We start from the raw sequence: 20697 nt of genomic DNA on the forward strand, positions 1-20697 counted from the left end.
CCGGGAGGGTGTGGGAGAGTAGGACACCGCCGGACACACATTAGGCAAGAGCCCCGACCACACGGTCGGGGCTCTTCCCCTTTAACCCACAAACACCCCCAGGTTGGCCGCATCACAGGCCGCGCTGCGGATCCACGCCGATCATCACCGCCGTCACCACATAACCGACATCGCCACGAGCCAAGGCCCTAGCCCACATAACGGACAACAATCCGCTCCAGGACCTGTTCATATGGGGCTTCACCCGAGCTGTGAGACTTGCCACGAGGGACCCTTCATCGGCTCAAGGCGTTCGGTGGCCGTGGCCGAGTCGAATAGAATTGCATAAGACAAACGAGTCGGTAGCTAAGCGCTGTCGGCGGCGTGACAACGAAATAAGGGTTATGAGCGACTACGCACGCGCCAGTGGTCGGCTCGCAACAGGAGGAATCCACCATGGCTGAGCACAACGGCGGTAATCGCGGCGGTAATCGCGGAAACTTCGGCGGAAACCGCGACGACCGCGGTTCGTACCGCCCCAACAACAATTCAGGCGGGGATCCCCGGGGGTTCCGTTCCAGGGAGAACCGCGACGGTAATGATCGTCCGGCCCGTGATGGTGAGCGTCGTCCGTTCAACAACGACCGCGGTGACCGTAAGCCGTTCGGCGATCGTCCTGCTCGTGATGGTGAGCGTCGTTCCTTCGGTGGAGACCGTGACCGCAACGATCGTCCTGCTCGTGATGGTGAGCGTCGTTCCTTCGGTGGAGACCGTGACCGCAATGATCGTCCTGCTCGTGATGGTGAGCGTCGTTCCTTCGGTGGAGACCGTGACCGCAATGATCGTCCGGCCCGTGATGGTGAGCGTCGCCCCTTCAACAACGACCGCGGCGACCGCAGGCCGTTTGGTGATCGCAATGATCGTCCGGCCCGTGATGGTGAGCGTCGCCCGTTCAACAACGACCGCGGCGACCGCAAGCCGCTCGGCGACCGTCCTGAGCGTGGCCCGCGGAACTTCGATGGCCCGCGTCGTGACAGCGATGAGCGTCGCCCCTTCAACAACGACCGCGGCGACCGTAAGCCGTTCGGCGATCGTCCGGCCCGTGATGGTGAGCGTCGCCCCTTCAATAACGACCGCGGCGACCGTAAGCCGTTCGGCGATCGTCCGGCCCGTGATGGTGAGCGTCGTCCGTTCAACAACGACCGCGGCGACCGCAGGCCGTTCGGCGATCGTCCTGAGCGTGGCCCGCGCAATTTCGATGGCCCGCGTCGTGACAGCGATGAGCGTCGCCCCTTCAACAATGACCGCGGCGACCGTAAGCCGTTTGGTGACCGCAATGATCGTCCTGCCCGTGATGGTGAGCGCCGCTCCTTCGGTGGTGACCGCGACCGTAATGACCGTGGCAATTCCTGGGAAGATCGTCCGGCCCGCGTTCCCAACGCCAAGGACATCCGCAGCGCCAACCGTCCTGATCGCGAACGTTCTCCCGAGATTGACGATGACGTTACGGGCAAGGAACTCGACCGCGCCACGGGCCACCAGATCAAGACCCTCGAGGAGCAGAGTGCAGGCTGGGTTGCGAAGCACCTGGTCATGGCTGGCCGGTTGATCGACATTGAGCCCGAGTTGGCCTTCCAGCATGCCTTGGCCGCAAGCCGCCGTGGCGGGCGTCTCTCCGTTGTCCGTGAAGCTGTGGGCCTTACCGCCTACGCCGCGGGCCACTACGGTGAGGCCCTGCGTGAATTCCGTACATACCGCCGCATCAGCGGTTCCAATGTGCACTTGCCTGTGATGGCTGACTGCGAGCGTGGCCTCGGACGTCCGGATCGTGCCTTGGACATGGTCCGTTCCCCTGAAGCCCAGGACCTTGATGCTCCGGGCAAGGTAGAGCTTGCCATGGTGGCTTCGGGTGCCCGTGCAGATCTGAAGCAGTTCGATGCTGCCGTTACCGAACTGGAGATCCCACAGCTGGACATGAACCGGGCGTTCTCTTACAGCCCGCGTCTCTTCCGGGCTTACGCCGAGGCTCTCACCGCCGTGGGGCGCACGGAGGAAGCGGACAAGTGGGCGCGCCAGGCCCTGGTGGCTGAGAATGCCCTGGGCGTCGGAGATTTCGCTGAGCCTGAGATTCTGGATCTTGGTTGGGACGAGCAGGAAGAAGCAGCCGCCCGCAAGCCGCGCTTTGAGAAGCGGGCTCCGGAGGCCGACGTCGTCAAGCCTGAGACGGAAACGGTCATTGCGGAAGCCGCTGCGGCTGACGTAGAGCACGATGACGTTGAACTTGATGACGCGGAATCGGACTACTTCGAGTCGGATGATGCTGAGTCGGACATTGACTCGGCCGAAGACGCTGCAGAGGAAGAAACAGGGTCAGCGGAAGAAACAGACGCAGACGAAGAAACACACTTTGAGGAAGCCGACACCGAGAACGAGGGTACCGACTCCCAGCATGGCTGATTCACTGATCTCATCCTTTGATGCCGTCCTTTCTGACCTGGACGGGGTGGTCTATGCAGGACCGCATGCCATCCCGGGGGCCGTGGAGTCTTTGCGACGTCTGGAGACCGTGGGCGTTGGCCTGGGTTACGTGACGAACAACGCTTCCCGGACACCGGCCCAGGTCGCGGCGCACCTGCGTGAGCTGGGCGCGCCGGCAGAGGATCATCAAGTGGTCAGTTCCTCCCAGGCAGCAGGGGAGCTCCTGGCTTCCATGCTGCCTGCGGGGGCGCATGTCCTCATTACCGGCAGCGCGGCTTTGGCCCATGAGATTGAGTTGGTGGGTCTCACGCCCGTGCACAGTGCTGCTGAGTCGCCTGTTGCCGTTGTCCAGGGATTCAACCCTGAGATTGGCTGGAAGGACCTCGCGGAGGCATCGTACGTGGTGGCCGGAGGAGCCATGTGGTTTGCCACGAACACGGACATGTCCATCCCGCAAGCCCGTGGGATGGCACCGGGGAATGGAACGCTGGTGGCTGCAGTAGCAGCCGCCACGGGTAAGACCCCCTTGGTGGCTGGGAAGCCCGAGGCGCCGCTCTTCCACGCAGCCGCAAAGCGGCTTCAGGCGGATCGCCCGCTGGTAGTGGGTGACCGCTTGGATACGGACATCCTGGGCGGCAATCGTGCAGGATATGCGACGGCGGCCGTCCTCACCGGGGTTGATACCACCCGCACCATCCTCGCAGCGCGGACCGACGAACGTCCCACCTACCTGTTGGCTGATTTGGCGGGCCTTTACGCCCCGTACCCGGATGTCGTGAACGACGGCGGGACGTTCCGTTGCGGCGCGGCTTCGGCCGTTGCGAAAGACAACACCGTGATAGTCACGGGCGACGAGGGCGACCTCGATGCGTGGCGCGCCGCTTGCGCTGCCTGGTGGGCGGAATTGCCCACGACGGCCGTGGCGCAGGCGCCGCAGCTGGAATGGCGAACTCACTAGACTGGTGCGATGACCGAGCCCAACAACTTTCCGGCGCCAGCCCACGATGGCCCAGAGGGCCACGTGCCTGAAAGTCCTGAATCTGCACGCCCGGAGGTCCAGTGGCCCGACGCCCCCACTCCCACCGGCGACCCGCTGGTGGACGGGGCCCTGGGCGTCCTGGACGAGGTGCCGTCGACTCCCGTGGCAGACCATGGCGATCTGTACGCTGCACTGCACGACTCCTTGCTTGAGGCACTGGATGCCGAACCCGGGCTGCCTGCAGGCCCTAAAAGCATCCCCCGCCCGGAAGGCGACAGCTAGCGTATGGCACGACTCGATCAGGAACTGGTCACCCGTGGGCTGGCGAGGTCCCGCACCCATGCCGCAAAACTCATCAGCGATGGCAAAGTAAGCTCTGCCGGGACGGTCATGGCAAAAGCGGCGCACCAAGTGGACTCGACTACGGATCTGACGGTCGAGGCGCATCTTGAAGATATCTACGTGAGCCGCGCCGGGCATAAGCTGGCCGGCGCGCTGGAGGCGTTTCCCGCCGTCGTGGTTGCCGGAAAGCGGTGTCTCGACGCCGGTGCCTCCACAGGTGGCTTTACCGACGTTCTGCTGCGGCAGGGGGCGGCACAGGTGGTGGCCGTGGATGTCGGGCACGGCCAATTGGTGCCGCACCTCCGGGAGGACCCCAGGGTGGACGTCCATGAGGGCTTGAACGTCAGGTACATGGCTCCGGAGCAGATCGGCGGCCAGGCAACCCTGACGGTGGCGGATCTGTCCTTTATTTCCTTGACCCTTGTGCTCGGGCCGCTCGCTGACTGTACAGAACCGGGCGGGGACCTGGTCCTGATGGTCAAGCCTCAGTTCGAAGTGGGCAAGGAACGGCTGAGCCGCACCGGTGTGGTCACCTCAGATCATGAACGACGCCGGGCTGTCGCCCAGGTTGCCCGGGCTGCGGTGGACGCCGGGCTTGATCTGGTGGACCTCGCAGCCAGCCCGTTGCCGGGCCAGGACGGAAATGTTGAATACTTCCTGTGGATGAAGCGCAGGATGTCCTCGGTGTTGCCTAAGATCGAAGAGCGGGACGAGGACGTTGCTGCGTTGATCAAGAAACTCTGGCCAAACCACTAGAAAGCAGAACCCGATGAGCAGGCGTGTACTTGTCCTTGCCCACACTGGGCGGGAGGAATCGCTCCGCGCAGCGTGGGATGCCTGTACGCAATTGCATTCCTCCGGTTTGGTTCCTGTGTTGCAAAAGTCGGAACTTGCCGACATCGAGCGTTTCTTCGGTGCGTTGGATACTCCCATTGAGATCCTCAACGACCACGTCAACCTGGAGGACGTGGAGCTGGTGATGGTCCTCGGTGGAGACGGAACCATCCTCCGGGCCGCGGAACTCGTGCGCGAGGTGGATGTCCCCTTGTTGGGCGTCAACCTGGGGCACGTTGGATTCCTGGCAGAAAGCGAACGCGCCGATCTGGCACAGACCGTCGAGTGGATCGCCAGCCGCCAGTACACGGTGGAAGAGCGCATGACCATCGACGTCCAGGTCTGGGTCAAGGGTCAAAAGATCTGGCACACGTGGGCGTTGAATGAAGCCGCCATCGAGAAAGCCAACCGGGAACGCATGCTGGAAGTGGTCACGGAAGTGGATGAGCGTCCGTTGACGTCCTTCGGCTGTGACGGCGTCGTCCTGGCCACCCCCACGGGGTCCACCGCCTACGCGTTCTCCTCGGGAGGGCCTGTGGTGTGGCCGGAGGTTGAAGCACTGGTTATCGTTCCGATCAGTGCCCACGCCCTCTTTGCCAAGCCATTGGTGGTCTCGCCGAGGTCCAAGCTTGCCGTCGAAATCATGAACCGGACGGATGCGCTGGGCGTTCTCTGGTGTGATGGGCGGCGGTCGGTGGATCTGCCGCCCGGGGCGCGTGTCGAAGTTACCCGGTCTGCCACTCCGGTGCGGCTGGCCCGAACCCATAAGACTCCCTTCTCCGCCAGGCTCGTCCGCAAGTTTGAGCTCCCCATCCATGGCTGGCGTGGACCGGCTCCCCGAAGTGGGGAAGTCCACACCGGCCCCATCCCCGTCATCCGGACCCTTTCACCGGCTCCGTTGCCCAGTCCTCGGGATGCTGAAGGTCCCAGGGACGGTGACCCTTCCGACCCCACGAATGCGAAGTGAACCATGCTTGAAGAACTCCGAATCCGTGACCTTGGCGTCATCACCGACGCTGCCTTGCCGTTGGGCCCCGGCCTCAGCGTCGTCACCGGCGAAACCGGTGCGGGTAAGACCATGGTGGTGACCGCCGTCGGACTCCTCCTGGGCGCCCGTTCGGATGCCGGTGCCGTCCGGAGCGGCGCCAAGTCAGCGTCTGCCGAGGCAGTCTTGAAGCTCGATCCTGCTCACAGCGCCGTGGAGCGCGCCAAAGAGGCCGGCGGCGAGGCCGAAGAGTTCGACGGCGTTGCAGAGCTTTTGCTTGCCCGTACCGTGGGTGCCGATGGGCGCAGCCGTGCCTACGTTGGCGGGCGTGCCGCACCTGTCGGCGTCTTGGCCGAGTTGGGCGAGAGCCTGGTGGTGGTCCATGGCCAGTCCGACCAGATCCGGCTCAAGAGCGCCACCGCGCAACGCCACGCCTTGGACCGGTTCGCCGGCGCACCCCTCGCCAAAACGCTGGGGGAGTACCAGGAGCTGTACAGCCACTGGAAGGCCATCCAGACCGAGCTCGAGACGCTGCGCAGTGAAGCCCGGGAGCGTCTTCGTGAGGCTGAGTCCCTGGATGCTGCCCTCAAGGAAATCGACGAGGTGGATCCCCAGCCGGGCGAAGACGAGACGCTCAAGGCCGAGGCCGTGAAGCTCGCCAACGTCGAGGAGCTCCGGCTGGCCGCGGCCGCAGCCCACGAGTCGCTGATCGCGGAGGAATTTGGGGACGCCGGCGACGCGACCACCATGGTGGATGCGGCGAAACGGACGCTGGAGCATGTTGCCGACCACGACGAAGAGTTGCGTTCCGCCGCCGCGCGGCTGGCGGAGGTCGGTTTTCTTCTCAACGACATCGCCACGGAGCTTTCCAGCTACCAGGCGGCCCTGGATACCGAAGGCCCTGAGCGGCTCTCTGAGATCGAGGATCGCCGGGCTGCCCTTGCCAAGCTGATCCGCAAGTATGCGCCCAGCATTGACGAAGTACTTGAGTGGGCCGCCAACGCCCGGACCCGTCTGGAAGAGCTCCAGGACGACTCGACCCGCATCGAGTCCCTGGACGCTGAAGTCGCTTCAGCGGAGGCGACGCTCCGCAAGCAGGCTGCGGCCATCACGAAGGCCCGCCTGAAGGCGTCAAAAGACCTCTCAACCCGGGTCAGCGCCGAGCTCAAGGCCCTGGCGATGGCTGATGCCACGCTGGTCATCGAGGTCGATGGAAGTGGACAGCTGGGCCCGTGGGGCACCGATGAGATCGCCTTCCTTCTCCAGCCCCACTCCGGCGCTCCGGCCAGGCCGCTGGGCAAGGGAGCCTCGGGCGGTGAACTGTCCCGCGTCATGCTGGCCATCGAGGTAGTGCTTGCCGCGGTGGATCCTGTGCCGACGTTCGTCTTCGATGAGGTGGACGCGGGCGTGGGTGGGCGTGCCGCCGTCGAAATCGGCCGAAGGTTGGCCATGCTCGCCCGGCATGTCCAGGTCCTGGTGGTGACGCACCTGCCCCAGGTGGCCGCATTTGCCGATCAGCACATCCGCGTCACGAAAACCTCCGTGCGCGGCGCGGATGGGAAGACGACCACCGGGTTCACCTCCAGTGACGTGCAGCTCCTGAGCGACGACGAGCGGGTCAAGGAGCTTGCCCGCATGCTGGCCGGACAAGAGGATTCCGAATCGGCGCAGGCTCACGCCCAGGAATTACTGGACGACGCGAAGCTCCTCCCGCAGCGGGCGTAGCGCAGGAGCCGGGCGTGCAAGGAACCCGGAGTGCGAGCACCGTCACATCGGCGCCCAAAATCCCGCCCGGCCCTTGCTTGGAATGCAGTGGTGAGCAACTATTGACCATTTGGGGAATCCGAACAGGACGCTTGGAAGGCGTAATTGATGATAAGCTCGAATTCCGTGGTGCAGCGATCAAATTCCCGTGTAAATTCCCGGTTCCCGGGCTCGTCCAAGACGACCAAACACATCTTCGTCACCGGTGGTGTGGCGTCCTCGCTCGGTAAGGGTCTGACGGCTTCCAGCCTCGGTCACCTGCTGCGGGCACGCGGTTTGTCTGTAACAATGCAGAAGCTCGATCCCTATCTGAACGTGGATCCGGGCACGATGAACCCCTTCCAGCACGGTGAAGTCTTCGTGACGGATGATGGCGCAGAAACCGACCTCGATATCGGACACTACGAGCGCTTCCTCGACGAAAACCTCGAAGGTTCGGCCAACGTTACAACCGGCCAGATCTACTCCACGGTTATCGCCAAGGAACGTCGCGGCGAGTACCTCGGAGACACTGTCCAGGTCATCCCTCACATCACCGATGAAATCAAGCGCCGCATGCGCCTTCCCGCCGAGGGCAAGAACGCTCCGGACGTCATCATCACCGAAATCGGTGGCACCGTGGGCGACATCGAGTCCCAGCCGTTCCTGGAATCGGCCCGCCAGGTGCGCCAGGATGTTGGCCGCAACAACGTCTTCTTCCTGCACGTTTCCTTGGTCCCGTACATTGGCCCTTCGCAGGAACTGAAGACCAAGCCGACGCAGCACTCCGTGGCAGCCCTTCGCTCCATTGGTATCCAGCCTGAGGCGATTGTGATCCGTTCGGACCGCGAAGTTCCCGAGGCCATGCGCGAAAAGATCGGCCGCATGTGCGACGTCGACATCGACGCAGTGGTCAACGCCGCTGATGCCCCCAGCATCTACGACATCCCCAAGACACTGCACTCCCAGGGCCTGGACTCCTACATCGTCCGTGCGCTGGACCTGCCGTTCAAGGACGTTGACTGGAGCAAGTGGGACAAGCTGCTCGAAGCCGTCCACAACCCCAAGCACGAAGTTGAGGTTGCCTTGGTGGGCAAGTACATCGACCTCCCGGACGCGTACCTCTCGGTGACCGAAGCACTCCGCGCGGGCGGGTTCGCCAACGAAGCCAAGGTCAAAATCCGCTGGGTCCCCTCGGACGAGTGTGAAACCCTTGCCGGTGCCACCAAGGCCCTCGCCGGCGTGGACGCCATCTGCGTTCCGGGTGGCTTCGGTATCCGTGGCCTCGAAGGCAAGCTTGGTGCTCTGAAGTTCGCCCGTGAAAGCAAGCTTCCGGTCCTGGGCCTGTGCCTTGGCCTGCAGTGCATGGTGATCGAGTACGCCCGCAATGTGGTTGGCCTTGAAGGCGCTTCCTCCAGCGAGTTCGAGCCCGATTCCAAGTACCCGGTCATCGCCACCATGGAAGAGCAGCTGGACATCGTTGAAGGCAAGGGAGACCTCGGCGGCACCATGCGCCTGGGCCTGTACGAAGCCAAGCTGGACGAGGGCTCGGTCATCGCAGAGACCTACGGCACCACCACGGTCAGCGAACGCCACCGTCACCGTTACGAGGTCAACAACAAGTACCGTGACCAGATCGCCTCCGCGGGCCTGGTCTTCTCCGGTACCTCTCCTGACGGCAAGCTGGTGGAGTACGTGGAGCTTCCCCGCGAAGTCCACCCGTACTACGTGGCAACGCAGGCGCACCCGGAGCTCAGCTCCCGCCCGACGCGCCCGCACCCGCTGTTCGCAGGTCTGGTCAAGGCCGCACTCGAGCGCCGCGAAGGTGGCCCCGTTGCCACCAAGACCGGTGCCCGCACGGTAGCTGCCAAGTAAACCGCAAGTACTAACAAAAGGACGGCGCGATGCCCGGTATTTCTGAAACCCCCCGCACATCAAGGCAGGTTTCGGACATGCCGAGCCCGCGCCGTCTTTTGTCTTCCAGCAAGGTTTATGAGGGCCGCATCTGGGACGTCGTGAGCGATTCGTTCCAGCTCAGTGAGGACACCGACACACTGGTCCGTGACTACATCGACCACCCGGGCGCGGTCGCGGTACTTCCCATGAACGTGGACGGCGAGATCCTGCTGCTGAAGCAGTACAGGCATCCCGTCGGCATGGACCTCTGGGAGATTCCTGCCGGTCTGCTGGACGTCGAAGGCGAGGACTTCGTGGTGGGTGCTGCGCGGGAACTTGCGGAGGAAGCGGACCTCGTTGCCGCCACATGGAACGTCCTGGTGGACTTCTTCAACTCGCCGGGCTCCTCCAGTGAAGCTGTTCGCATCTATTTGGCGCGCGGCCTCAGCGATGTCCCGGAAGCGGATCGGCACACCCGTACCGACGAAGAGGCAGAAATCGAGTTGCATTGGGTTCCGCTCGAGGACGCTGTTAAAGCGGTCCTCGAAGGCCGACTGCACAACCCTTCCGCCGTTTTGGGGATCCTGGCCGCTGCTGCGGCGAAGGCGGACGGATTCACGAGCCTTCGTCCTGCCAATGCGCCCTGGCCGGCTCACCCGAGCCAGCGCTGAGCATGGCCGAAGCTGCGACTCGGGCCCCCAACGGCATTGACCGCGCAGTCACCGACTACCTGCAGCATGTGGGCGTGGAGCGCGGCCTGGCAGCCAATACCCTTGCCGCATACCGCCGGGACCTCGCACGGTACTCGAACTTCCTCTCTGCCCAGGGTGTGGAACGGCCCGGCAATATTACCCGGCATCATGTGACCGCTTTCGTCCAGGCTTTGTCGGACGGCAGCGACGGTGCCGCGGTCCTGGGAGTCCGGTCTGCGGCGCGAACCGTGGTGGCCGTCCGCGGGCTTCATAAGTTCTGGGCACTGGAAGGAACCACGACGGCGGATCCCGCCAGCGACGTTCACCCGCCCATGCCGGGCAGGCGGCTGCCGAAAGCCATCAGCGTCGGTGAAGTCACGCGGATACTGGAAGCTGCCGGAGCCGACTCACCCACAGGGCTCAGGGACCGCGCTCTCCTCGAATTCCTCTACTCCACCGGCGCCCGCATCAGTGAGGCTGTCGGGTTGGACGTGGACGATGTCTCCCTTGAAGACACGGGGGGTGATCCGGCGATCGTCAGGTTGTTCGGCAAAGGCTCCAAGGAGCGGTTGGTGCCTCTTGGCTCGTACGGAGCCCGCGCCGTCGGAGCCTATGTTGTCCGCGGCCGGCCGTTGCTGGCATCCAAGGGCAAGGGCACTCCTGCCCTGTTCCTCAATGCGCGGGGCGGCAGGATCAGCAGGCAGAGTGCCTGGACCATCCTTAAGACGGCGGCCGAAAAAGCGAATATCACCAAGGACGTCTCGCCACACACCCTGCGGCACTCCTTCGCCACCCATCTGCTGGAAGGCGGAGCGGACGTCAGGGTGGTACAGGAGTTGTTGGGCCACGCTTCGGTGACCACCACCCAGGTCTATACGCTGGTCACTGCCGACACGCTTCGCGAGGTCTATGCGGCGGCGCACCCCAGGGCCTTGGGATAAGCAGCTACCCGAGCACGTTCAGGGTCAACTCCACCGCGTCGACAAACAGTGCCAACAGCGAGGTACCCAACCCGGCCACGAGCAGGAGGCCCGGATGCGCAAGGCCCACCACGACGCGTTTGAGCCGGGGGCGTCCCTTGAGGAACTTCTTGGGAACCCGGGTCTTGACGGGCACCTGGCGCCAGCCGCGCAACCGCCGCAGGAACCATGCACAGCGCACGATGAACGCCATCCACAGGATGGAGAGCACCAGGGGGACCGCGGCAAGCATGAGGTTGAACCCCAATGCTGTGACTTCCTTTTCGGAGTCCCCGATCAATGACTGGACCGTGGTGGAGATGGAGGCGCTCATCACTACGGAGGCAGCCCACACCATGAACGCTGCCACGAGTGCCAGGAACCGCACGAAGAAGTGGCCCAGGACTGTCGCATCCACCGCCCTGAGATGGCTCCGGGGCGTGGCATGCAGTACCACCAGGGTGGAGATCAACGTGGGCAACGCTGCCACCAGGACCAGCAGGTACCAGGTCCATCCGGCCAGGTCGACTACTTCGTCCAGAACAATCAACCCCGCCCAGACCACGGTCCAGGCCCAGCCCGCGTAGAGCGGGTGCGCCACCAGCCAACGAGGCAGCCACGCGTCCCGTTCCGGCGTCGCTGTGACAACGGATCCAGCAACAGTGTCAGCACCGGTGCCACCCTCGCCGGATGGCACCTCTGCAGCGTCCACGGCGGCGGCCACAACGGCGCGCGCGTCACCCCCACCTTCAGTCATGGGCTCACTGTAGCAATGGCGGGACCGGCAGGGGAGATCAGGTTAAGGTAGGCAGCATGACTGCTGCCCATGTGACTTTGTGCTTCCTCCTCCGCGACGGTGCGGACGGCGGGCACGTCCTGCTCGGGACCAAGAAGACCGGCTTTGGACAGGGCAAGGTGGTGGGTGTCGGGGGACACGTGGAGCTGGGGGAGACCGCCTCGCAGGCAGCCTGCCGGGAGGTCAGGGAGGAAATCAACGTGCTGGTTCGGGCGCAGGACCTGATTCCGGCCGGCACCGTCGATTTCGTGTTTCCGGCGAGGCCGGAGTGGAACATGGCCACCACGGTCTTCCTGACCCGGGCGTGGGAAGGGGACCCGTCCGAAAGCGAGGAGATCGCTCCGGCCTGGTTTCCGGTGGCCCAGCTCCCGGTGGACCGTATGTGGGCCGATGCCGAGCACTGGCTCCCGGCCATGATTTCCGGTCAGCGAATCGCCGTACGGGTGGACTTGGCAGCAGACAATGAGAACGTGGCCCATGTCAGCACGATGGAGTGGGCGGACCCGGAGGCGTAACGGAAACGACGGCGGACCGGTCGCCTTTCGGTGACCGGTCCGCCGTCGTTGGTTATGCCTGGGAGGCAGCAGCCTTACGGCACGTGCCGCTCTTCCGGTCCGTTGTATTCGCTCAGCGGACGGATCAGGGAGTTCGAGGCAACCTGTTCCATGATGTGCGCGGTCCAGCCGGTGATGCGGCTGGCCACGAACAAGGGGGTGAACGTCTGGGTGTCGAAGCCCATGAGGTGGTACGTCGGCCCGGCGGGGTAGTCGAGGTTGGGTTTGATGGCCTTGGCCTCGTCCATGGCCTGTTCCAACCCGTTGTAGAGTCCCAGAAGCTCGGGCCGGCCGTAGTGGGCGATCATCTTGTCGAGCGCGGCTTTCATGGTGGGCACGCGGGAGTCTCCGTGCTTGTAGACGCGGTGACCGAAGCCCATGACCTTCTTCTTCTGGGCCAGGGCGTCTTCCATCCAGGCCCGGGCACGCGTGGCAGCTTCCTCGAGGGACTCTTCGCTGCGGATGCCGATCTCGTCAAAGGTGTGCATGACAGCTTCGTTGGCGCCGCCGTGCAGCGGACCCTTGAGTGCACCGATCGCCGCCGTCACCGCTGAATGCAGGTCGGAGAGCGTGGAGGTGACCACGCGGGCGGTGAAGGTTGAGGCGTTGAAGGAGTGCTCTGCGTACAGGATCATCGAGACATTGAACGCCTCCACCACTTCGGGGACCTGTTCTTCGCCGAAGGTCATCCAGAGGAAGTTGGCGGAGTAGTCGAGGTCTTCGCGCGGTTCCACAGGCTCCTGGCCGTGGCGACGCCGCTGGTCGTAGGCTACGACGGCGGGCATGGCTGCCCAGAGGTCGATGGCTTTCTTCATGTTGGCTTCGGGCGAGGAATCCTCGGCCAGTTCGTGCCGTGCACCAAGCACCGACGCCGCGGTGCGGCAGACGTCCATCGGATGCGCCGTGGTGGGGAGGGCATCCACTACCGACTTGACCACGGGGTCCAGGGCGCGGCCGGCACGCTCCCGCGCAGTGAATTCGGCCAGCTCTTCTTTGGTGGGCAGTTCGCCGTTCCACAACAGGTAGGCCACTTCTTCGAAGCTGCACTTGGCGGCCAGTTCCTGGACCGGATACCCGCGGTACAGCAGCGAGTTGGTGTCCGGGTTGACCTTCGAGACCGCGGTGTAGTCCACCACGACGCCGGCAAGGCCTTTTTTGATGTCTTCAGCAGCCATGCTGAACTCCTTCGTTCATTATGCAGGCGCGCCGGGCGATCCGGAGCGCCTGCGTTCCCCTTGATGAATCCGGAACCTAGCGGACGCCAGGCACCTGGAAGTTGAAAACGCCGGTATCGAATTGGTTGTATGCCTCGTAGTCGACGAGTTCGTAGAGGCGCGCACGGGTGAGCATGTCTCCAACGTGCGACTCTTGGGTCCCCGCAGCCTTGATCGATTCCAGCGTACGCTCTGCAGCGCCCATGGCAATGCGGAGCAGTGTGACCGGGTAAATGACCATGTTCACGCCGACTCCTTGGAGTTGGTCGACGGTGAAGAGGTCGCTTTTGCCGAATTCGGTCATGTTGGCGAGGACGGGCACGTCCACGGCGTCTCGGATGGCTTGGAACTCGTTCAGATCACGCATGGCTTCGGGGAAGATGGCGTCCGCGCCGGCCTCTACGAGGGCTTTGGCGCGGTCTTGTGCGGCCTGGATTCCTTCGACGGCGCGGATGTCGGTGCGGGCCATGATGAGGAAGTTCGGGTCCCGGCGGGCGTCTGCTGCGGCGCGGATGCGTTTGGTGGCGGTGTCGATGTCCACCACGTTCTTGCCATCCAGGTGTCCGCAGCGTTTGGGGTTGAACTGGTCCTCGATGTGGCAGCCTGCCAGGCCCGCGTTTTCGAGTTCCTGGATGGTCCGGGCCACGTTCATGGGCTCGCCAAAGCCGGTGTCCGCGTCCACCAGGGAGGGCAGGTCCGTCATCCGGGCGATCTGCCCTGCCCGGGTGGCCACCTCGGTGAGGGTGGTCAGGCCGATATCGGGCAGGCCGAGGTCGTTGGCCAGGACCGCGCCGGAGATGTACACCCCGGCGAAGCCTTTCTCCTCGATGAGCCGGGCCGAGAGCGGGTTGAACGCGCCCGGGAACTGCTGCACGGTCCCGGAAGCCAGCAGCTCCCGCAGCTTGAGGCGTTTCTGTTCGGGAGTGACTTTGGAGTACAGCATTTAGAACAGTCCCTTAGGTGCGTTGGTGAGGTCGATCACGCCAGGCGCTGCGGTGATGTTCAGCTGGTCCAGTTCGCCTTCCCCGAGTTCGGTGACGCGTTCGACGGCGGCGAGGAACCTTTCGATTTCGGCTTCCTCCACGAGACCGGCGGCGAGGGTGCGGAACTTGTTGATGTACTGCTCGCGGGCGAACGGCCGGGCACCGAGGGGGTGCGCGTCGGCCACGGCGATTTCATCGGTAATGACCGTGCCGTCGTTGAGGGTGATTTCAACAGTGCCGCCGAAGGCCTTCTCCGCGATGTCCAAGGAGTGGTACCGGCGGGTCCATTCCGGGTCCTCGACCGTGGTGACCTTGTGCCAGAGTTCCACGGTGTCCGGGCGTGCTGCGCGTTCGGGGGCGTAGGAGTCCACGTGGTGCCAGGCGCCGTCCTGCAGGGCAACGGTGAAGATGTACGGGATGGAGTGGTCCAGGGTCTCGCGGGACGCAGTGGGGGAGTACTTCTGGGGATCGTTCGCGCCGGAACCGATGACGTAGTGGGTGTGGTGGCTGGTCTTGATCAGCACGGACTTCACGTTGGCCGGATCGGTGGTTTCGGGGTGCTCGCGGTTGAGCTTGCGGGCGAGGTCGATCCACGCCTGGGCCTGGTACTCGGCGGAGTGTTCCTTGGTGTACGTGTCCAGGATGGCGCGCTTGGCTTCACCGGGCAGCGGCAACGGAACCTCGTAGGAGGCATCCGGGCCGTCCAGCATCCAGGCGATCACGCCGTCTTCACCTTCGTAGATCGGCACCGGGGAGGTCTGGCCGCGCATCGAACGGTCCACCGCTTCAACAGCCATCTTGCCCGCGAACGCCGGGGCGTGGGCCTTCCACGTGGAGATTTCGCCCTTGCGGGACTGCCGGGTGGCGGTGGTGGTGTGCAGGGCCTGGCCCACGGACTGGAAGATCGTCTCAACGTCCAGGCCGAGCAGGGTGCCGATGCCGGCGGCGGCGGAGGGGCCGAGGTGGGCGACATGGTCAATCTTGTGTTTGTGCAGGCAGATCGCCTTGACCAGGTTCACCTGGATCTCGTAACCGGTGGCGATGGCACGCACCAGGTCCGCACCGTTGGAATCGACGTGCTGGGCGACGGCCAGGATCGGCGGGATATTATCTCCCGGGTGGGAGTAATCCGCGGCCAGGAAGGTGTCGTGGTAATCGAGTTCGCGCACGGCCACACCGTTGGCCCAGGCGGCCCACTCGGGGGAGACTTGCTCGGTGATCCCGAAAACGTGGGCGCCCTTGCCGTTGGCAGACGGGGAATGGGTCAATGCCTGTGCGCGGGCCGCGACGATCGGTGCCCGGTTCAACGAGGCGATGGCCACCGAGGCGTTGTCGATGATCCGGTTAATCACCATGTCGGTGACCTCGGCGGTTACTTCGACGGGGTCGGCAGCGACCACGGCGATCTTGTGCGCCAACTGCTCCTCGCGGGGAAGGTTCTCCTCGGACTTGTAAACGCGGACGTGGTTGTTCTTAACCATGATGCTCCTTCTCGTGGGACGTTAACGGGCCAGCTGGGCAGCCTTGACGTGGGTGAGGCTGCGGTGGAGGTGGACTGTGGTGGCGGCTTCTGCCAGGCGCGGGTTGCCGGCGGCGATGGCTTCGGCGATCGCCGCGTGCTCGGCGGCGGCCGCGTGGAGCCGGGCAGCGTCGTCGGCGGCCAGGCGGCGGACGCGGACCAAGTGGACGCGCAAGCTGCGCATCGCCTGGGCAAGGTAGGAGTTGGCGACTGCGGTGTCGATTGCGTCGTCCAGGCGGCTCACCAGGGCGTAGTACTCGTGGCGGGCGGGATCCTGGTCGCTGAGCAGTTCAGGTGCCAGCAGCAGTTGGGTATGCAGCTCGGCGAAAACACCGGGCTCGCCCCGCTGGGCGGCGAGGGCGGCGGCGCGCACCTCCAGGGTTTCGCGCAGTTCGAACAGTTCATCGATACTGTCCAGCGAGATATCGGTGACGACGACGCCGCGGCCGCCTGCCGCCGTCGTCAATCCTTCAGCGGTCAGCCGGCTCAGCGCCTCCCGGACCGGTGTGCGCGACACTCCGAGGCGTTCGGACTGCTCCACTTCTGCGAGGACAGTGCCCGGCCGCAGCCGCCATTCAATGATGTCTTCCCGGAGGGCGGCGTAAGCCCGATCACTGGCGCGCATGCCTTCAGTGTATACACCAAGTGCCTACGAGGCTAGTAATACGGCAAAAAACGCAGTCTGTGTATACAGAAGCCTATCCGCGATTCCAGCCGTACTCGTTCTCAGGGCGTCCCGGGGTGCCGTAGCGCGGAGCCCGGGTTACTGTCCCGGCGTCGGCCAAATACTCCAGGTAGCGGCGTGCGGTGACACGGGACATGCCCAGCGCGTCCATGACTTCACTCGCGGAGACCGGCACCTGCCGCGCCCTCACCAGGTCCTTCACTGATTCCAGGGTCGACCCGGAGAGGCCTTTGGGCAGTGGCAGTTCCGTGGGGGCCCGAAGGCTTGCGAATGCCTGGTCGACGTCGCTTTGGGAGGCCCCAGCCTTGGAAATTCCGGACAGTGAACCAGCCAGCTGCTCCCGGAAAGTCCGGTAGCTCCTGAGCTTGTCCGCAAAGGTCGCGTAGGTGAAAGGCTTGATGAGGTACTGCACCACCCCGATGGATACAGCACTGCGGACAATGTTCAGTTCACGCACTGCGGTAATGGCGATGATGTCGGCAAAGACTCCTGCGGACCGCATGCGCCGGGCTACATCAAGGCCGTGAAGGTCGGGGAGGTTCATGTCCAGGAGGACAAGGTCAACAGCCGAACCCGAAGCCGCGAACTCGCCGAGGATCCGAAGGGCTGACTGTCCGTCGGGTGCCGTTCCCACCAACGTGAACCCCTCCAGACGGCCAACATAGACGGAGTGGGCGTCCGAGGCTATCGGTTCGTCCTCCACCACCAGGACACGGATGTCTGTCATGAATTCTCTTCCTCGGGAACCGGTGCAGGCAGCACGACATGGAATTGTGCTCCGCCGGGATTGCTGATGGTCATCGTACCGTTGAGCCGATCCAGTGCCTGACGGACCAGGGCGAGGCCAACGCCGCGGCCATGTGCGCCCCGGGGGCTGTCCGCCGGAGACTTAGTACTGAAGCCGTACTGCAGGATGTCGTCGACGGAATCAGGATCGATGCCAGTACCGGAGTCCCGCACCGTGAATTCGACGGCGGCAGATCCCGCGTCGACGTCCAGCTCCACTGTGCGCGGAGCATCGCCCGCCGCTGCGGCATCGATCGCGTTGTCCAGCAGGTTCCCCACTATGGTCACCAGGTCCTGGACTTCCAGCCCCATGACACCGGAATTTCCTGACGTGCGGACCACCAGGTCCACACCACGTTCATGGGCCTCCGCTGCTTTGCCCATGACCAGCGCACTCATCACGGGCTCGTCCACCGATGCCACCATGTCATCGGTGAGTTTTTGGCTGAGTTCAAGGTCCTTGGTGGCGAAGTCCAGGGCTTGCGGCGTCCGTCCCAGTTCCAGCAGCGAAACGATCATGTGCAGCCGGTTGGCATGTTCATGGGTTTGGGCGCGCAAGGCATCCGACAACGTCTTCATTGTTTGGAGTTCCGAACCAAGGGATTCGATCTCGGTGCGGTCCCGGATGGTGGCCACCGTGCCGTAGACCGCCGGTTTCTGCCGGCTGCGCTCGGGCACCGGCCCCACCGCAGGGGCTTGGTTGACCACCAAAATCCGTGAACCCGTGAGGTGGATTTCGTCATGGGCGGGCCGTCCGGATTCGAACAGGGCCCGCAGGCTGCCGTCAAAGGGTAGCTCGGAAAGTTTCGGGGCAGCGTCCGGAGCGCGGTCGGCGTCGGATGGCTGAAGGCCCAACAGCTCAGCCGCCTGGTCGTTGTACATGACCGCCTTGCCGCGCGTATCAATCAGGATCACGCCTTCCCGGACCGAGTGCAGCACCGACTCGTAGTAGGCGAAAAGCTGCGCCAGCTGTTCGGGCCCCCACCCCCTGGTCACCGATTTCAAGTACCGACCAAGGAGCCAGGAAGCCACGGAACCAAAGGACAACACCACCAGCGCAATGCCGCCGATGACGCCGAGGCGTTCGGCCACATCCGTGTCGACAGTCCGGACGGTAACCCCGGCCGCCACCAGTGCTTTGACGGTTCCGTCCGCCGCTTTGACCGGTGCGATGGTGCGGACGGAGGGCCCCAAGGTGCCGGCAGTGACCTCCGTGAACGTCTCGCCGCGGAGTGCGGGATCTATGGTGCCGATGTAGGGCTTGCCGAGTTCCTCCACCCGCGGATGCGTCCAGCGGGTCCGGTCCGGGGCCATGATCGTGATGAAATCCGCGTCAGCATCCTCCATGACCTCCAGCGCGTAGGGTTGCAGCACTGCCGTGGGGTCTGCAGAGGATGCCGCGTTCAGGACCAAGGGACTGTCCGCAAGGGATGTTGCCACGGCCAGCATCCGTCCGCCGGCATTGTCGTAGGCCCGGTCCCGGGCCTCCACCACGGAGAATGCCCCGAAGACCGCGGTCAGCGCCAGGACGAAGAGCAGGTTTGCGACGAACAAGCGGCGGGCGATGCTCCAGCTGTGAAACACGTGGACCTCCATGACCAATATGACCGCAACGGTGATGTGTGTCACCAGCGGCTCAATGATGGATATCACACAAGGGCAGCGGATTGGACATCAGTGCAGGACCGCAGCGCCTTACACAGTATCCAAAGGAGATTCCCATGACCTCTCAACGAGGAGAGTCGGCAGTAGCTGCCAAAGCTGGACGCAAGGGGCTCGACAAGTCGCATTACTTGTACATCGCGGTCATCCTGGCCGTAGTGCTCGGCGCCGTGGTCGGCCTGGTGTTTCCCGAAGTCGGCAAGTCACTCAAACCGCTGGGCGATGGCTTCATCAAACTCATCAAGATGATGATCGCCCCGGTCATTTTCTGCACCATCGTCCTGGGTATCGGTTCCATTGCCAAAGCTGCCACTGTTGGCAAGGTGGGTGGACTCGCCCTGGGCTACTTCGTGGCCATGTCAACTTTTGCGCTGGCGATCGGCCTCGTGGTGGGCAACCTCATCCACCCGGGTGAAGGACTCAAGCTGACTCCCTACGATCCCAACAAGAAGACGGAGACCAACAGCACCGTTGATTTCCTCCTCGGAATCATCCCGGGCGACATTCCGGTCCTGCCGACCCTGCTGGCTGCGATCCTGGTCGGCTTCGCCCTGCAGAAGATGGGCAAGCAAGGAACCCCGATCCTCACCGCCATTGGACACGGACAGCGCCTGGTCTTCCGGATCCTCATCATGATCATGTGGCTGGCTCCTGTGGGTGCGTTCGGTGCCATTGCCGCCGTCGTCGGTGCCACTGGCGCCCAGGCAATCCTCAGCATGTTCACCCTCATGCTGGCCTTCTACATCACCTGCGCACTGTTTATCGTGGTCATCCTCGGTACCCTGCTCCGGGCCGTAGCCGGCGTGAATATCTTCAAGCTCATGAAGTACCTGGCCCGCGAGTACCTCCTGATCTTCTCCACGTCCTCATCCGAGGCAGCACTGCCCCGCCTGATTGCCAAGATGGAGCACCTGGGTGTTTCCAAGCCGGTTGTTGGCGTCACCGTTCCCACGGGCTACTCCTTCAACCTTGACGGTACGGCGATCTACCTGACCATGGCTTCGCTGTTCGTCGCCAACGCCATGGGAACTCCGTTGGACCTCGGCGCCCAGATCTCCCTGCTGGTCTTCATGATCATTGCTTCCAAGGGTGCCGCCGGCGTCACGGGTGCCGGATTGGCCACCCTGGCCGCCGGTCTCCAAGCACACAAGCCCGAACTCCTGGGAGGCGTTGGCATGATTGTCGGAATCGACCGCTTTATGTCAGAGGCCCGGGCCCTGACCAACTTCACCGGCAATGCCGTGGCAACCGTCCTGATCGGCACCTGGGTGAAGGAGATCGACAACGGCCAGGTGGAGCGCGTCCTCTCCGGCAATGAGCCGTTCGATGAGCAGACCATGATCGCCCACGGCAACGAAGAGGAAGCCGCGCCGGAGGCGGAATCCCGCGAGAAGGCCGCCGTCTGACACAGGCCGCAGCAACGCATCGCACCAACCCGAAGGCCGGCACCTGCCCAGGTGCCGGCCTTCGCCGCGTCGGTGCCCAGGCGGGGCATTCCAGTCAACCTTCGACCTCAACTAGAGGGTCAAGGCTCAACAAGGGGACAAAGTCAAGTTCCCCGAATAACCGTGTCGGGCGCTGTAGCCTAGGTGGGTAGTAGCGCTGTAGCTG

19 protein-coding genes are annotated in these 20697 nt (G+C 64.0%); 11 read left to right on the top strand and 8 right to left on the bottom strand.

Translation table 11 applies throughout. The features are described from left to right. Nucleotides 1–528: 528 nt before the first annotated feature. On the bottom strand, nt 529–1566 hold the full coding sequence (locus QF015_RS20705) for a hypothetical protein (RefSeq protein WP_429390610.1): 1038 nt from the start codon (nt 1564–1566) through the stop codon (nt 529–531). A 6-nt stretch (nt 1567–1572) separates the two neighbouring features. Between QF015_RS20705 and QF015_RS20710 the strand changes: the two genes are divergently transcribed. The 9 genes from QF015_RS20710 to xerD all read left to right on the top strand — a co-directional run bounded on the left by QF015_RS20710 (nt 1573) and on the right by xerD (nt 10869). Next, nucleotides 1573–2436 carry a hypothetical protein gene (locus QF015_RS20710; RefSeq protein WP_429390611.1) on the top strand — a complete coding sequence of 288 codons (864 nt, stop codon included), beginning with the start codon at nt 1573–1575 and terminating at the stop codon, nt 2434–2436. Then, nucleotides 2429–3415: an HAD-IIA family hydrolase gene (locus QF015_RS20715; RefSeq protein WP_429390612.1), complete on the top strand. Its 987-nt coding sequence runs from the start codon at nt 2429–2431 to the stop codon at nt 3413–3415. The genes QF015_RS20710 and QF015_RS20715 overlap by 8 nt, the downstream gene beginning before the upstream one ends. Before the next feature lie 9 nt (nt 3416–3424). Next, complete coding sequence (locus tag QF015_RS20720) at nt 3425–3718, top strand: hypothetical protein (protein ID WP_310210087.1); 294 nt, start codon at nt 3425–3427, stop codon at nt 3716–3718. Nucleotides 3719–3721: 3 nt separating this feature from the next. After that, nucleotides 3722–4534: a TlyA family RNA methyltransferase gene (locus QF015_RS20725; RefSeq protein ID WP_429390613.1), complete on the top strand. Its 813-nt coding sequence runs from the start codon at nt 3722–3724 to the stop codon at nt 4532–4534. 13 nt (nt 4535–4547) lie between these two features. Next, nucleotides 4548–5579, top strand: coding sequence for an NAD kinase (locus QF015_RS20730; protein WP_310210081.1), 1032 nt, complete (start codon nt 4548–4550; stop codon nt 5577–5579). A 3-nt stretch (nt 5580–5582) separates the two neighbouring features. Then, on the top strand, nt 5583–7322 hold the full coding sequence (gene recN / locus QF015_RS20735; protein ID WP_429390614.1) for a DNA repair protein RecN: 1740 nt from the start codon (nt 5583–5585) through the stop codon (nt 7320–7322). A gap of 147 nt (nt 7323–7469) precedes the next feature. Further along, entirely contained in the window at nt 7470–9215 is a 1746-nt protein-coding gene (locus QF015_RS20740) for a CTP synthase (protein ID WP_310210075.1), read from the top strand. 29 nt (nt 9216–9244) lie between these two features. Then, the gene (locus QF015_RS20745) at nt 9245–9907 is read left to right on the top strand and encodes an NUDIX domain-containing protein (RefSeq protein WP_429390615.1); all 663 of its coding nucleotides are present in this window, start codon (nt 9245–9247) and stop codon (nt 9905–9907) included. A 2-nt stretch (nt 9908–9909) separates the two neighbouring features. Continuing rightward, nucleotides 9910–10869: a site-specific tyrosine recombinase XerD gene (gene xerD, locus QF015_RS20750; RefSeq protein ID WP_310210069.1), complete on the top strand. Its 960-nt coding sequence runs from the start codon at nt 9910–9912 to the stop codon at nt 10867–10869. Nucleotides 10870–10873: 4 nt separating this feature from the next. On the opposite strand, the gene QF015_RS20755 is transcribed toward xerD, so the two are convergent. Beyond that, on the bottom strand, nt 10874–11644 hold the full coding sequence (locus QF015_RS20755; protein WP_310210066.1) for a hypothetical protein: 771 nt from the start codon (nt 11642–11644) through the stop codon (nt 10874–10876). Nucleotides 11645–11700: 56 nt separating this feature from the next. Here QF015_RS20755 and QF015_RS20760 point away from each other — a divergent pair, with 56 nt between their 5' ends. Then, entirely contained in the window at nt 11701–12198 is a 498-nt protein-coding gene (locus tag QF015_RS20760; protein WP_429390616.1) for an 8-oxo-dGTP diphosphatase, read from the top strand. 74 nt (nt 12199–12272) lie between these two features. Here QF015_RS20760 and QF015_RS20765 read toward each other — a convergent pair whose 3' ends face one another. The 6 genes from QF015_RS20765 to QF015_RS20790 form a co-directional block, all read right to left on the bottom strand. Then, complete coding sequence (locus QF015_RS20765) at nt 12273–13412, bottom strand: bifunctional 2-methylcitrate synthase/citrate synthase (protein ID WP_429390617.1); 1140 nt, start codon at nt 13410–13412, stop codon at nt 12273–12275. Nucleotides 13413–13488: 76 nt separating this feature from the next. Further along, the gene (gene prpB, locus QF015_RS20770; RefSeq protein WP_310210057.1) at nt 13489–14394 is read right to left on the bottom strand and encodes a methylisocitrate lyase; all 906 of its coding nucleotides are present in this window, start codon (nt 14392–14394) and stop codon (nt 13489–13491) included. Next, a complete protein-coding gene (locus QF015_RS20775) occupies nt 14395–15915 on the bottom strand; it encodes an MmgE/PrpD family protein (protein ID WP_429390618.1) in 1521 nt (506 codons plus the stop codon). 21 nt (nt 15916–15936) lie between these two features. Further along, nucleotides 15937–16578, bottom strand: coding sequence for a GntR family transcriptional regulator (locus QF015_RS20780; protein WP_310210052.1), 642 nt, complete (start codon nt 16576–16578; stop codon nt 15937–15939). A 73-nt stretch (nt 16579–16651) separates the two neighbouring features. Next, nucleotides 16652–17365: a response regulator gene (locus QF015_RS20785; protein WP_429390619.1), complete on the bottom strand. Its 714-nt coding sequence runs from the start codon at nt 17363–17365 to the stop codon at nt 16652–16654. Continuing rightward, nucleotides 17362–19008, bottom strand: coding sequence for an ATP-binding protein (locus QF015_RS20790; RefSeq protein WP_429390652.1), 1647 nt, complete (start codon nt 19006–19008; stop codon nt 17362–17364). Before QF015_RS20790 ends, QF015_RS20785 begins: the two co-directional genes overlap by 4 nt. Before the next feature lie 137 nt (nt 19009–19145). On the opposite strand from QF015_RS20790, the gene QF015_RS20795 reads away from it, so the two are divergent. After that, the gene (locus tag QF015_RS20795; protein ID WP_310210046.1) at nt 19146–20492 is read left to right on the top strand and encodes a cation:dicarboxylate symporter family transporter; all 1347 of its coding nucleotides are present in this window, start codon (nt 19146–19148) and stop codon (nt 20490–20492) included. Nucleotides 20493–20697 lie beyond the last annotated feature (205 nt).

Source organism: Paenarthrobacter sp. TE4293 (assembly GCF_050435325.1).
Taxonomy (GTDB): domain Bacteria; phylum Actinomycetota; class Actinomycetes; order Actinomycetales; family Micrococcaceae; genus Arthrobacter; species Arthrobacter nitroguajacolicus_C.